The organism is Enterococcus sp. DIV2419 (assembly GCF_051711865.1).
Lineage (GTDB): Bacteria > Bacillota > Bacilli > Lactobacillales > Enterococcaceae > Enterococcus > Enterococcus faecalis.
Genome location: NZ_JBIONS010000001.1, coordinates 2,384,482 through 2,397,391 on the forward strand (window position 1 = coordinate 2,384,482; position 12,910 = coordinate 2,397,391).

12 protein-coding genes are annotated in these 12,910 nt (G+C 35.1%); 3 read left to right on the forward strand and 9 right to left on the reverse strand.

Translation table 11 applies throughout. The annotated features are described in order from the left end of the window. The first annotated feature begins 67 nt into the window (after nt 1-67). Nucleotides 68-1,510 (forward strand): helix-turn-helix domain-containing protein, encoded by a 1,443-nt coding sequence (locus IGI97_RS11210; RefSeq protein ID WP_010824429.1) that lies wholly within the window; start codon nt 68-70, stop codon nt 1,508-1,510. A gap of 188 nt (nt 1,511-1,698) precedes the next feature. Here IGI97_RS11210 and IGI97_RS11215 read toward each other — a convergent pair whose 3' ends face one another. The 5 genes from IGI97_RS11215 to IGI97_RS11235 form a co-directional block, all read right to left on the reverse strand. Then, nucleotides 1,699-2,106, reverse strand: a complete 408-nt coding sequence (locus IGI97_RS11215; RefSeq protein ID WP_016632838.1) for an NUDIX hydrolase — start codon at nt 2,104-2,106, stop codon at nt 1,699-1,701. A gap of 25 nt (nt 2,107-2,131) precedes the next feature. Then, entirely contained in the window at nt 2,132-3,919 is a 1,788-nt protein-coding gene (locus tag IGI97_RS11220) for a glycerophosphoryl diester phosphodiesterase membrane domain-containing protein (RefSeq protein WP_016632839.1), read from the reverse strand. A gap of 29 nt (nt 3,920-3,948) precedes the next feature. Further along, complete coding sequence (locus IGI97_RS11225) at nt 3,949-4,458, reverse strand: SA1002 family membrane protein (RefSeq protein WP_016614884.1); 510 nt, start codon at nt 4,456-4,458, stop codon at nt 3,949-3,951. Between the two features lie 173 nt (nt 4,459-4,631). Further along, nucleotides 4,632-5,015 (reverse strand): bacteriocin, encoded by a 384-nt coding sequence (locus IGI97_RS11230; RefSeq protein ID WP_002358745.1) that lies wholly within the window; start codon nt 5,013-5,015, stop codon nt 4,632-4,634. A 24-nt stretch (nt 5,016-5,039) separates the two neighbouring features. Then, nucleotides 5,040-7,919: an isopeptide-forming domain-containing fimbrial protein gene (locus IGI97_RS11235; RefSeq protein ID WP_438738647.1), complete on the reverse strand. Its 2,880-nt coding sequence runs from the start codon at nt 7,917-7,919 to the stop codon at nt 5,040-5,042. Between the two features lie 464 nt (nt 7,920-8,383). Between IGI97_RS11235 and IGI97_RS11240 the strand changes: the two genes are divergently transcribed. Further along, the gene (locus IGI97_RS11240; RefSeq protein ID WP_002383026.1) at nt 8,384-8,788 is read left to right on the forward strand and encodes a DUF1622 domain-containing protein; all 405 of its coding nucleotides are present in this window, start codon (nt 8,384-8,386) and stop codon (nt 8,786-8,788) included. A gap of 20 nt (nt 8,789-8,808) precedes the next feature. Here the strand turns inward: IGI97_RS11240 and IGI97_RS11245 are convergent, their stop codons facing one another. Further along, nucleotides 8,809-9,327 carry a hypothetical protein gene (locus IGI97_RS11245; RefSeq protein WP_002355635.1) on the reverse strand — a complete coding sequence of 173 codons (519 nt, stop codon included), beginning with the start codon at nt 9,325-9,327 and terminating at the stop codon, nt 8,809-8,811. 195 nt (nt 9,328-9,522) lie between these two features. On the opposite strand from IGI97_RS11245, the gene clpP reads away from it, so the two are divergent. After that, the gene (gene clpP, locus IGI97_RS11250; protein WP_002355633.1) at nt 9,523-10,116 is read left to right on the forward strand and encodes an ATP-dependent Clp endopeptidase proteolytic subunit ClpP; all 594 of its coding nucleotides are present in this window, start codon (nt 9,523-9,525) and stop codon (nt 10,114-10,116) included. Nucleotides 10,117-10,160: 44 nt separating this feature from the next. Here clpP and IGI97_RS11255 read toward each other — a convergent pair whose 3' ends face one another. From IGI97_RS11255 to whiA, 3 genes are all read right to left on the reverse strand, one after another. Next, on the reverse strand, nt 10,161-10,679 hold the full coding sequence (locus IGI97_RS11255; RefSeq protein ID WP_016633058.1) for a DsbA family protein: 519 nt from the start codon (nt 10,677-10,679) through the stop codon (nt 10,161-10,163). Between the two features lie 113 nt (nt 10,680-10,792). Beyond that, nucleotides 10,793-11,716 (reverse strand): DUF7916 family protein, encoded by a 924-nt coding sequence (locus IGI97_RS11260; RefSeq protein ID WP_002358737.1) that lies wholly within the window; start codon nt 11,714-11,716, stop codon nt 10,793-10,795. Nucleotides 11,717-11,949: 233 nt separating this feature from the next. Beyond that, nucleotides 11,950-12,885, reverse strand: coding sequence for a DNA-binding protein WhiA (whiA, locus tag IGI97_RS11265; protein WP_002358736.1), 936 nt, complete (start codon nt 12,883-12,885; stop codon nt 11,950-11,952). Between the last annotated feature and the right edge of the window lie 25 nt (nt 12,886-12,910).

Genomic DNA, 12,910 nt, shown 5'->3' on the forward strand with positions numbered 1-12,910 from the left:
AAATTTTGGCTCAAAAAATAGAAGAAAAATTATAAATTTTGAGCGGAAAACATGGAGGATAATATTTATGAGAGCTTTATTATCTGATTCTTTCCAAAGAAAATTAACAGTAATTGATTTTTTGTACGACAATCCTTATCAAAAATTAACAACCATCCAAGAGCACTTCCAATATAATCATACAACCTTGCTTAATGATTTAGCTGATTTGAACAGCATTATTTCTCCCTGTGAAATTATTAAAACTGCAAACCTAGAATATTTTTTACATTTTCCAAACAATACAAACATAGAATATGTATATAGTTGTTTTCTACAAGTAGCCCCTGAATTTAGGCTCCTACAGCAACTAATTTTCAACACCTATCCTTCGACTGAGGCGTTAGCAGAAGCACTATACGTCAGCAATTCAACAGTTAAGCGAATGATTACTCGTATCAATCAGATACTTTTAGAAAAGTTTAGCTTTAAAATTCAAACGTCACCACTTACTTTCAGTGGCGATGAAACGAAAATAATAAATTTTTTTATAGCATTCTTGAAAGAATCCTATGTGACATCTACTCAACTTCTTTCAAAAGAACAGAATATTTTTTTTAATCAACTATTTGAGGAGTCTTTACCTATTCTCAAATTTGCTGGAAACATTGATATCGATAAATTTAGTTTTTATGTCTATTCAATCGTGCTTAGATTTAAACAAGTAGGTAGTTTAGCATTCTTTTCTGAAAATAGACAACTTTATTCCAATCTTGCTGATTACTCTCATTTATTCGACCGCTACTTTTCTATCAAAACGGATACCTCTTTCTTTCATAGCTTAGAATCTATTTTCTTTAATGGTCATTATCTGAAATCTTATAAAGAGTTAGTTTTCTTATCTAAAGAAAATCAACAAGTACTTACAAGAAAGAGACAGATCGAGCAACTACTGGATTATCTAGCCACAGCATTAGCAATCAGTAATCCTAATTACCATGCAATAGTTCTTTATTTGTATAATCTTTCTGTTTCCGATTATGGAGAGGCTTTTATTCTTTTCCCAAAATATAAATTTTTCTTAGAAAATTTAACTCATCATTATCCTTATTTTTACGACAAATGTGTTCCTTTTCTAAAAAAAATACTTAATGATAAATCTATTGATAGATTTTATGAATTTATCTATCACTTAATTATTCGTTGGGATGAATTACAAGCCTCTTTAAATAAACTGCCTCCGAAAATGAAAACGGGTATCTATTTTTTTACAGATATTGAACATAATTTATTTATGAAAAAATTTTTTACTGAGCGTTTTAGGGATATCTTAGCAATTGACAACTTATTCACTTTAGATTCTTCTGTTGATTTAAAAGAAGTTGTAGCGTCCTATGATTTACTATTAACGAATATTCCAATTCCAGATGTGGTAGAACGAAACATCATCTGTTGCTCTTTATTTCCCACAAATGCTCAATTAGAAGAAATTGCCAGTTACTACTCTAAATGGTTAACCACCACTACTTAATTCAAACAAATTATTAATAAAAAGTTGCCATCATTCCAACGTTTATGGAACAATGGCAACTTTTTTAGATTCTGTACTTTCTGATGCTAATATATCTGAAAAATTTTATTTGTAAAAAGATAAAACAAATAACTATGTCTTCTTCAAATTTTCTGACAAAGCCCTAGCAAAAAACACTCCTATTCTTTCTATTTCCAGTTAGTTTTATTTAACTTTAAATAATCACTATGCGCTAAATAATCAAATAGCGGAGCTAATCCTGGTGAAAAATTTACTTCCTCAAACCCCTTAATAAATTGTACGCCTTTAATTTTATTTGGTTCGTTCAGGGTAACTTTTCCTTGGGCTTGTTTGGCAAAATAAAAATGTCCTTGCCAAACGATTGAATCAAAAACAAGTGGTCCAGTAAAAATTTCTTCAAGTTCAGTAATTTCCACTGCTAATTCTTCTTTCATTTCACGAATCGCACATTCCAGCGCTGATTCACCAAGTTCTTGTTTTCCGCCAGGGAAATTCCAAGTGTCTGGCCGATCTTTTAAAATAAGAATTTCATCTGATTGATTTTTAAGAAGTACTCGCGAAAATTCTTTTTTCATTTCGTTTAACCCTCTTCTTCATTTTTTATTGAGAAGCCACACTTGGCAGCATAAAAATATAATGCAAAATACGATCCGCATACGATGGATTTTTTTCAAAGTCATTGACTTCTTCATTGACTAACTCCAAATCATCGGTAATCACTCCAGCAACGTCCATAAAGAGCATTTTACTCAATACCTCTGAGTCATTAACTGTCCAAGCATAAACTGCTTTTTTCTGTTGGTCAGCTTTTAAAATGAAAGTATCGTTCAACGTGGTAGCTTCCATTGTATACAAATCAGCTTGTGTTTCTGGAAAAGTGAAATTATAGGGCAAAATAAAACTTACTTTTACTTTTGATTTGGCTTTTTTAAACGCTTTGATCACATTGTAGTCGAGAGATTGAACCTGATGGTTATTCTTTATCAAAGGACGTTCATATTTTTCAATAAAGTTAGATAGCGCACCTTGACTATCTTGTTTAGACGTTTTAATTTCTACTAGTAATTTTTGTTTGGCTTGGTTTGCTTTCGCTAAATAATCATCAAAACTGGCAATTGGTGCTTCTTGGCCATTTTCTTTAACGGTCATTTTTGTTAATTCAGCCAACGTAAATTCTTGTGGCGTGCCATCGATGCCGGCGAGTTCTTGAAGGTTGGCATCATGCATCACAACAAATTGATGGTCTTTGGTTTCTTGAACATCAATTTCAATATAATCTGGTTTAAATTTAATGGTTCTTTCCATAGCAGGAATAGTATTTTGTACGCCATTACTATTGGTGACCCCTCGATGCGAAATAATCAAAGGTTTTGATTCTAATAGCCCTGTTAAGTAAACAGCGTTGAAAATTATATAGCCGCCAAAAATGGTGAATAGTCCTAGGCCCATTCCGATAGTCACTAATTTATTACGTTTCGTTTCTTTGTCAAAGGCAACTTTTGTCGTCGTTTCTGCTTGAACATTTAATTGTGTATATAAGAAATTAATCAGTAATACTGAAAGCCAAGCATTAGAGACAAACTGTAAAAATTGGACAACGGTTAAATTTAAAATACCACCTAGTAAGCTAATGGTATCGCTCAAGGTATCTAACTTCAACTGTAGAAGATAAAGTAACACATAAATAACATACGTTGAAACAAATACCGCGATCGTCACAAATGCAATATTACGAATAATGAACCATAATCGTTTGTTTGTCATTGACCAACTAGCCTTAACTGCCTCGCCCGCTTTTTTTCTCTCCAGAATCATTAATGGAAGCGTGTAAATGAAACGAATAGCTAAATACCAGACTAATAACCCAAAGGCCAGTAACCCAACCAAGTAAGGAATTCGTTGGGACAAAAATTCAACAATAAAATCTGGAATCACAAATTTCGTCAATAGATTACTTTGGAAAATCAGGTTACCAAAAGGGACAATGACAACAAAATAACCGAAAAAGAATAACCACGAACGGGCACCTTGCTTTTTAAGAACCTTAAAAGATGCCTTGGTAACTCCTTTAAAATGAAAGCGATGGTCTTGCCGTATTTGAAAAATCCCTAATAATAAAAAGGTAAACTGATAAAAAACTGCACCTAAAAAAAGTAACAACAAGAGAATTAATAACACCAGAGCAAGCGGCTTTTCTAACAATAAATTCAGGTTATTAAACGAAAGATAAGGAATACCTTGAGTTTTTAGTGCGTTGGAAGTAGCCCAACTAAAAGCCCCACCCACCAATAATAATAATACATTTAAAGTAAAAAATAACCATAAGTACTGCAAGATGTCTTTAAAAAATTGCCTTGTTCCATTTTTAAATGTTTGCCAAGCAGACATACAAACTCCTCCATTCTAAAAGTATCTGATTAAAGTTCTTCCATACGAAGCCTAAATAAAACAACGGCAATCCAAATTGAAATAAATGATGGCAAAATAACAATAATGATTGCGACTGGCTCATCAATAGTCCCTTGTAACGTATTTTTTACTTCTGAAGAAACAATAAACTGATCAAAAATCACTTGATAAATAGTAACATAAATCAATACCCATTGAATATAATATTCAATTATTTTCATTAAAGCGATGGGTAAAACAATTTTTTTCGTCGTTAAATTCAATAAAAAATATAACAAAAGACTCGTACTGATGATAACGACTATCCCTAAAAGAAATAACGACTCTAACCGCTGCCCTATTACGTTTGCAACGCCTATTGTTAATAATAAATACATAGCTACCGAAATTAAGATGCTCACACTTAGCATAACAGAAAACAAAAGTAATGCCTTAAGAAAAAGCCACTTATCAACTCTTTTATTTCCAATCAATAAACCTAAAAGAATCACCGACAAAAGTAAAATCAATTCAATCATTCGTTCCTCCTCCCAAAACAAATGAAAACAAATTCATATGTTCGCGTTTATTTTATCAAACCAAAATGGATTTGTAAAACATTTCACATGTTATTTACTAAACGACTATTACTATAAAAAAGACAAGCCAAGTTTCCTTTATTTAGGAAACTTGGCTTGTCTTTTTATTCTTTTTACTTCGTTATTTTTTGATAGTTTGCGAATAATTGATTCGCATCTCCTTCTCCATCAATTTTCTTGAGATGGCCGTTATCTATTTTAAACATAGATGGCACATGTAAAACTTTATTTTCTCGGATAAATGTTGACCATTCCTTCATGGTCTCTTTGTTGGTTAATTCTACATAGTAAACCTGTTTAGGTGCTTGCAATAGTTTCTCGAAATCCTGACAATCTGAACAGTTTTTCTTTTTTAAAACAACATAAAATGTTTCGCCAGAGTGTTTTTTTTCTTGATACTCATTAAAACTTAGTTCCTTTTTATGCGGAATAAATGTAAAACCCACCAACAAACTAAGTAACAAAATTAACAGACTGAACGAAATTTTTTTATTCATGTTTTTTCTTCCTTTTTAGTTTGTCTAATTTTTTCTTTTTTTATTTTTTGTTATGCCAAAGCTAATAGCCACTATAAGGACAATTAAACCTGCGATCATGTAAAGTGGATTTACTGTTGTATTAGTCATTGGTAAATGAATTCCTTTACTTGCTGATTTTCCAAAATTGACTGGGTTCGTTGGTGCTTGATGATTTGTAGGCGTCAACGTTTTTTTCGGTTTTAGCGGTTGTTTAGGTTCAGGTTTTTTTGGATCTTCTGGCGTTGGTGCAGGCGGTGTTACAGTTGGTTTGTTGGAATGCAACACGTCACCTTCGTTACCAAAGTTTAAGTCGGCTTGATTGGGAATGCCACCTTGTTCAATATAAGGTGTTAATTCTTCATCGGTTGCGCTAGCTTTGATTTTAGTAGTAATAGTCATTGTGTACGTATGTCCAGCTAAGTAGGCATAACTGTCGTCTTGTTTGTTCATTGCAAAAGTTACTTTGTTCTTTTCTTGCGTTACTGTGCCGTTAGCTGTAACATCTTTGCCATTTTCATCAGTAACTTTCACGTCTGTAATGTCTAACACTTTATTAATGTCATCTACCATGCTGGCTTGGGTCCAAGTGCTTGTTTCGTTACCGAAAGCTGTTTTGACATTCCATTTAAATTCTTGATCGCGGTTGGTTAAATCTAAATGTTCTTGTCCTTCTACGTCTTTAGTAATATTTGGATCAACAGGTGGTGGTGTTACGGTTGGTTTATTGGAATGTAAGACGTCACCTTCGTTGCCAAAGTTTAAGTCCGCTTGGTTGGGAATCCCACCTTGTTCAATATAAGGTGCTAATTCTTCGTCCGTTGAGCCGGCTTTAATTTTAGTGGTAATAGTCATTGTGTACGTATGTCCAGCTAAGTATGAGTAGCTGTCATCTTGTTTGTTCATTTCAAAAGTTACTTTGTTATTTTCTTGTGTTACTGTGCCGTTAGCTGTAACATCTTTACCATTTTCGTCGGTGACTTTCACATCAGTGATATCTAGCACTTTATTAATGTCATCCACCATGCTGGCTTGGGTCCAAGTACTGGTTTCGTTACCGAAAGCTGTTTTGACGTTCCATTTAAATTCTTGATCGCGGTTGGTTAAATCTAAATGTTCTTGTCCTTCTACGTCTTTAGTAATATTTGGATCAACAGGTGGCGGTGTTACGGTTGGTTTGTTGGAATGCAACACGTCACCTTCGTTGCCAAAGTTTAAGTCGGCTTGGTTGGGAATGCCACCTTGTTCAATATAAGGTGCTAATTCTTCATCGGTTGCGCCGTCTTTAATTTTAGTGGTAATAGTCATTGTGTACGTATGTCCAGCTAAGTATGAGTAGCTGTCTGCTTGTTTGTTCATTTCAAAAGTTACTTTGTTATTTTCTTGTGTTACTGTGCCGTTAGCTGTAACATCTTTACCATTTTCATCGGTGACTTTTACATCAGTGATGTCTAACACTTTATTAACGTCATCTACCATGCTGGCTTGGGTCCAAGTGCTTGTTTCGTTACCAAAGGCTGTTTTGACATGCCAATCGAAACTATCTTCACGATTGGTTAAATCTAAGTGCTCTTGATTTTCGATATCTTTTGTAATCGTTGGATCTTCTGGCGTCACGTCACACGCATGCGCATTGTCATTTTTAGGAATCGTCGCTTCTGGAAATTCCTTAGCAATTGTTCCTTGATTCATTGTCCCACTACTTACAAGGGTTGCTGCATCAATCGCTGTATTTTCTTTGACTTCGTAGTGAATCGTGATGTTTCCTACGTAACCTTCTGTACTAGTTGCTGAAATGGTTTGTCCGTTAATTTGAACAGGCACATCATTTCCAGCATCGTCCGTAGCGGTCGCCGATTGAATATCAAATTGATTGGCAATCGTTAATGAAGCTGTTGCTGGTGTCGATTGCGCCAGACGATCTTTGACAATTTGTTTTAATTGGGTTGTAAAATCATCAATAGATTGGCTTGTAATAAAATCTTCTGGTGTGCTAGACCCTTGTTGCAACTCTTGTTTTACAAAAGGACCCACTTCTGTTTTATATTTATCAAAGTATGAATTCACTGAACTTAAAGATTCAACACTTTCCCAATACGCATTAATCATTTCATAGCCTTGGTTAGTAATTTCTTGGTTTAACGCTAAAACTTCTGCTGCTGCACCTTGGTAGTCATTACTATATTCCACTGAGACTTGAAGAGGATGTCTTGGATCTGGATATTCATTGATTGAATCATTGGTATTGGTTTTATGCAAGTAACCATCTAAACGTGTATTAGCGACCCCATCTGTCACTAATAGGAAATACGTTTTTCGATTCGTTAAATCTCCGTGTGTTTGATTGTACGTATCTAAAGCGAGTTTCAATCCTGGGGCGGTTGGCGTACCACCATACGTCCGAACGTCTCCAAAACCAGAGACAAATTGGCTTTTATCATAAGTCAATTGCGTATTGACGCGCACATTCATATCATAATCAGCTGAATTAATTTTTGTCTTTCCATCAGGAAACATAAATTGTTTTCCGCCGCGATATGAAGCCAGCATCACGCGGTCTTGATCAGATAAGCCTTGAACCACTTCATCAATCGCTTGTCTTACATGTGGAAAATTATCTGAAAAACTACCACTGGCATCTTCAACAACTACTAAATCGACTGGTTCCGTTTCACCCGCTTGAACTGGGAAAGTAGCTTGTCCTTCCAATATCCGTTTACAATCAGCCAGACTGTCGTCTTTCACTTTCACCGTATTGGTCATTCCTTCTGTATCTCCTGCTTTAACCGCTCCTTCAGCTAAAGCCAATGTGGGACTGAAATTTCCCACAACTGTTCCAGCGACAATCACCATTGTCGATAATAATTTAGTTGCTTTCTTAAACATTTTAATCCTCCCTATTTTCTTTCGCTAGTGTTTGGGACACTTGCTTCTCTTTACTTCAACTACAGCTCCTTAAATCTTTCATCAAGTCGATGTGTCTCCTTGTTTTTGTGACACATCTCTTACTCAATTTCTGATTCTATCACCTTTAAAGGCTAAAACTTGGCAGTATTCGGCTCTTGAAAACGTAAAATTTGTCTTTTAAAAATTAATGAAAAGACTATCCACTGACAAAGTTGGTTTTCACTTACTTTTTGCTACTTGATTCCTTTTAAGACTCTTTTTTTACACAAAAAAAGTAAAAGAACCTTTACAGTCCTTTTACTTAATTGTTAGATGCTATTCATAATTTTCTTAGTTTTGTTCTATAAGCTGAATAGTTTAGCCTGTTTATTTCAACAATATTTGACGTTAGTCAGCCGTTTCGTTATAGTTAAAGAAAAGGCTTTTTGGTAGGAGTGAATACGATGAATGAGTGGCCCCATCAGTTAATGACGCTTTTAACCCCACTTTTTGAGCTATGTATTTTAGGACTGAATGTTTTTTCGATTATTGTTTTAGTTTGGGGTGTTTGTTTAGCAGGAAAAGATTTCATTAAAAGTGAACGACAAAATCAAAGCCGCTTTACCTTAACCAAAATGAATACGTTCATCAAAAACTTCCTTGGTAGCTACATTCTGTTAAGTTTAGAAATTTTAATTGCTGCTGATATTATTGAATCCATTGTCAAACCAACTTTTCAAGATATTTTGAAATTGGCAACCTTGGTGATCATTCGTACAGTTATTTCTTATTTCTTACATAAAGAAATTGAAGACACTATGACCGATATGGAACAACAAGAAAAAGAACCAGATACCCCAAAAAATTAGCGGGTACGCTGGTTCTTTTTTTATTTAATCGCTTTAAAATAATGAAGTGGTTCGTTAGACAAACGCTGCATTTTACGTTTTTTATCTTCAATAATTGCTAAAATCTCGTCTGAAAAATTTTCTAAAATAACACGGCCGCCTTTATAGGTGTGACCACCCATTTCAGCAACTTCGCTGGCCGTCAAAATGACTTTACGATGCGCAATTTTTTTGAAAAATTCTTCAATTAAGTACGTCGGTAAGTAAAAATTATTTTGAGCAGAAAATGATTCCAAATAAATAAAATCATCGATGCTGATGAAACAATCATCCATCGATAAGTATTCAATTGATCTGTCTATATATAATTCACGCTTTTGTAAAATTTCTTTGACTTTTTTATTTAATAAATTCAATGATTCAATTTCTTTAACCAAATGTTCTAGTTCACGATAACGTACTTCTTTTCGCTCTTTGTAAGATGAATGTAAGGCGGCACTTGCTGTGACTATTAGCGCACCGACGATTACACCGACCATTCCGGCGATAAAAACAAACATATTTTTCCCCTCGCTCTTTTCTAATTTTCCATTTTAGTATAACATAATCCAAAAGTTTCGGATAAAAAATGACACAAAATTTTTCAAGCGACTTCGTTGACCTTTATTGACCAAAGAGGTATACTTTTCATAGGCATTCAAAGTGCTTTGTGATAGAATGACTTTAAAAGTTTCTTTATATAGGAGGATTTACTTATGAATTTAATTCCAACAGTTATTGAACAATCATCTCGCGGTGAACGTGCTTATGACATTTACTCTCGTTTATTAAAAGACCGCATCATTATGCTAAGCGGCCCTATCGATGATAATGTGGCAAACTCAGTGATTGCACAGTTATTATTCTTAGATGCCCAAGATTCAGAAAAAGACATTTACTTGTACATTAACTCTCCTGGTGGCAGCGTTTCTGCAGGCTTAGCGATTTTCGATACCATGAATTTCGTTAAAGCGGATGTCCAAACGATCGTATTAGGAATGGCGGCTTCAATGGGTAGCTTCTTATTAACAGCTGGTCAAAAAGGCAAACGTTTCGCTTTACCAAATGCGGAAATCATGATTCACCAACCACTTGGTGGCGCTCAAGGGCAAGCAACAGAAATTGAAATTGCTGCTCGTCACATTTTAGACACTCGTCAACGTTTAAATTCAATTTTAGCTGAACGAACTGGCCAACCAATTGAAGTGATTGAACGTGATACCGATCGTGATAACTATATGACTGCCGAACAAGCAAAAGAATATGGTTTAATCGATGAAGTAATGGAAAATAGTAGCGCCTTAAATTAAAAATAAAAAAATGGAAACAGCGACAGTCGCTGTTTCCATTTTTTTTATTTTTCAATGTATCCACGTAATTCTTCTTCAGTGACACTTTCGTCAAAGATATGCTCACCAATGATGATCGTTGGTACAAATTGAATGTGCGCCGCATTGGCTTCATCAATCACTGCGGAAACAAGCGTTGCATCTTTTTGTTCTTTTAAGCCCAGATTTTTTTCAGCATACGTCGCTACTTCTTCTAAGGTTAAGTTTCCCCATTCATCTTGCGTAGCAAACATTTTATGCAATGCTGACAGCGCTTGTTCAGGCGCTGAATAGTCAATGTAGTGATGCATCACATTGCCGCGTTGTAAACTTTCTTTTTCTTTATCAAACAACTTAATGATACGTTCAACTTTACCACTTTTGACAGATTGTGCTAACAGTTCCTCAGACTCTTCAAACCATTTTCTGCAATAAGGACAGCGAACATTGATAAATTCTATCATTTTGACAGGGGCATTGCTCTCACCAATGTGAAGCCCTGTTTCTGCGTTAACTTTTGTTGCATCAATTACTGAAATATCCATAAAAAAACCTCATCCTTTCAAACCTTTATTTCTCTTTTAGTATACCGTTTTTCAATAAAAAAATCATAAGACACGAATTCAAATTTTCTGAATTCGTGCCTCTGTTCACTTTTTTAACGATTAATCGAACGAGCCATTCTAGCAACAGTATGTCTTTTCCCACGTATCGCATCAGAAAGCTCTTTAATATTTTCAATACCAACTAAGCCCATATTGGCATCGCCAATATGTTGAATATCTACGCCTAAAATTTTATTTCTAATGCCGATTGCTTGGATAACTTCAGGTTGAGCACTTTCTTGTGAAGTTCCAATGGCACTCATAACTAATTTTCCTTTTGAATGTGCAAAATCCACAACTTCTTTGACTTGTTGATCATCGATGCCCCAAACCGTGCCGACTGCTGGGACTAAGACAATATCAGCGCCCGCTTCAATAAATTGTTCAGCTGATTTTAAACTGACCACTGGTTCATCTACGCCTGAACTGTGCATTTTTCCGGCAATAATGATACCGTCAAAATGTTTTTTGGCTAAGGCCACGTTCTTAGCAATCAAGTCGTTGGTCACGCCAGTTCCTGGATTACCTGTCAATAAGATAAAATCCAAACCCAGTTCATTGGCTTTTTTGAAAGTAGCTGCTGATGCTTTTCTACCTGGTTCAATCGAAACTCTCGTTGAAGCTAAGTCTAAATTTTCATCAACAGGTTCGACATTCATGCCAATCGGTAAACCGACTAGTTCTTTCAAACGATGAACAACCTCATCATTAGGGACACATGTTTCCGCAGTATATTGCCCTTCATAAGCGGCTACTACAATCGGTTGATTAACATCGAAAACATTCAATAAAATCATGTCTGCGCCATATGCTTTTGACATTTCCGCACAAGTGATATCACCTGCTACGGATGGATGAACTACCACATTTTCCGATAAAATTACGCGCCCTTCGCTCGCTTTAATACTCTGAAACAGCTCTTCTTTTGACATCCGTTTGATTTCTGATGCATTTGCACTAATTAATCGTTGAACCATTTTGACCCCTCCAATAGTTTTTAATGTTTTAGTTAAAAACAGCAATAAGTAATCGCTTGCATTTTATTACATGCAACATTCGTGCCAACGTCCTTTCTTTAAACCACAGGTCAACACTACATTTCAGCGCTACACACTTTTTGCACACTTTAATTTTTTTTACACGCTTAAAGAAAAAGTGAAGGATAGCACTTCAAACGGAAATGTTATTCTTCACTTCTGGAGCAGAAAATTTACGCACTTTTTTCTCGTAATTTTTCTGCAAATTCATTAATTTTTCGAATACGATGATTAATACCTGACTTAGAAATAGCTCCTGAAGGAATCATTTCCCCTAGTTCTTTGAGACTAACTTCCGGATACTCTAACCGTAATTCTGCGATTTCCTGAAGTTTCTCCGGTAATGACGTCAGCCCTACTGTACTTTCAATAAATTGAATATTTTCAATTTGTTTTGAAGCCGCATCAATGGTTTTATTTAAATTCGCTGTTTCGCAATTCACTAAACGATTTACTGAATTCCGCATATCACGGACAATCCGGACATCTTCAAATTTCAACATAGAGTTCGTGGCACCAATTAACGTTAAAAAGTCGGCAATTTTTTCAGCACCTTTTAAATAACAAATATACCCATTTCGGCGTCCCAATGTTCGAGCGTTTAAGTCATAGTAATTCAACATCTTACAAATATCATTATTGTGTTCTTCATAAATTGAAAAAATTTCTAAATGATAGCGACTTGTTTCCGGATTATTAACTGATCCAGAAGCCATGAAGGCTCCACGTAAATAGGAACGCATTTTTTGCGCGTTACCCATGATTTCATTTGACACATTGCCATTAAAAACGACCCCATCCATAATATCCAAATCAGCTAGAATTTTTTGTGTATCTTGTTTTAGACGCACAATGTAAACATTATTTTTCTTTAGTTTCATTTTTTTACGAACTAATAATTCTGCTTGTGCATGGTAATGATCTTTCAGCAATGAATACATTCGACGAGCAATTGCAGCATTTTCCGTTTGTACATTCAAGACAAACTGTTGATTAACTAAGCTAAGTGAGCCGTTCATCCGAATTAATGCTGCTAATTCTGCTTTCGCGTGTTCTCGATGGACTTCTAAACCAGTCAACTCTTTTTTGACATCCGAGGCAAAAGACATCTAAGCTCCTCCTCTCTTGATTCTT

Excerpts from the sequence above, each read along its gene's own strand:
- IGI97_RS11225 (WP_016614884.1), bottom strand. The coding sequence starts at position 4,458 with ATGATTGAATTGATTTTACTTTTGTCGGTGATTCTTTTAGGTTTATTG.
- IGI97_RS11235 (WP_438738647.1), bottom strand. The coding sequence starts at position 7,919 with ATGTTTAAGAAAGCAACTAAATTATTATCGACAATGGTGATTGTCGCT.
- IGI97_RS11210 (WP_010824429.1), top strand. The coding sequence starts at position 68 with ATGAGAGCTTTATTATCTGATTCTTTCCAAAGAAAATTAACAGTAATT.
- IGI97_RS11220 (WP_016632839.1), bottom strand. The coding sequence starts at position 3,919 with ATGTCTGCTTGGCAAACATTTAAAAATGGAACAAGGCAATTTTTTAAA.
- IGI97_RS11215 (WP_016632838.1), bottom strand. The coding sequence starts at position 2,106 with ATGAAAAAAGAATTTTCGCGAGTACTTCTTAAAAATCAATCAGATGAA.
- IGI97_RS11240 (WP_002383026.1), top strand. The coding sequence starts at position 8,384 with ATGAATGAGTGGCCCCATCAGTTAATGACGCTTTTAACCCCACTTTTT.
- IGI97_RS11255 (WP_016633058.1), bottom strand. The coding sequence starts at position 10,679 with ATGGATATTTCAGTAATTGATGCAACAAAAGTTAACGCAGAAACAGGG.
- whiA (WP_002358736.1), bottom strand. The coding sequence starts at position 12,885 with ATGTCTTTTGCCTCGGATGTCAAAAAAGAGTTGACTGGTTTAGAAGTC.
- IGI97_RS11260 (WP_002358737.1), bottom strand. The coding sequence starts at position 11,716 with ATGGTTCAACGATTAATTAGTGCAAATGCATCAGAAATCAAACGGATG.
- IGI97_RS11245 (WP_002355635.1), bottom strand. The coding sequence starts at position 9,327 with ATGTTTGTTTTTATCGCCGGAATGGTCGGTGTAATCGTCGGTGCGCTA.
- IGI97_RS11230 (WP_002358745.1), bottom strand. The coding sequence starts at position 5,015 with ATGAATAAAAAAATTTCGTTCAGTCTGTTAATTTTGTTACTTAGTTTG.
- clpP (WP_002355633.1), top strand. The coding sequence starts at position 9,523 with ATGAATTTAATTCCAACAGTTATTGAACAATCATCTCGCGGTGAACGT.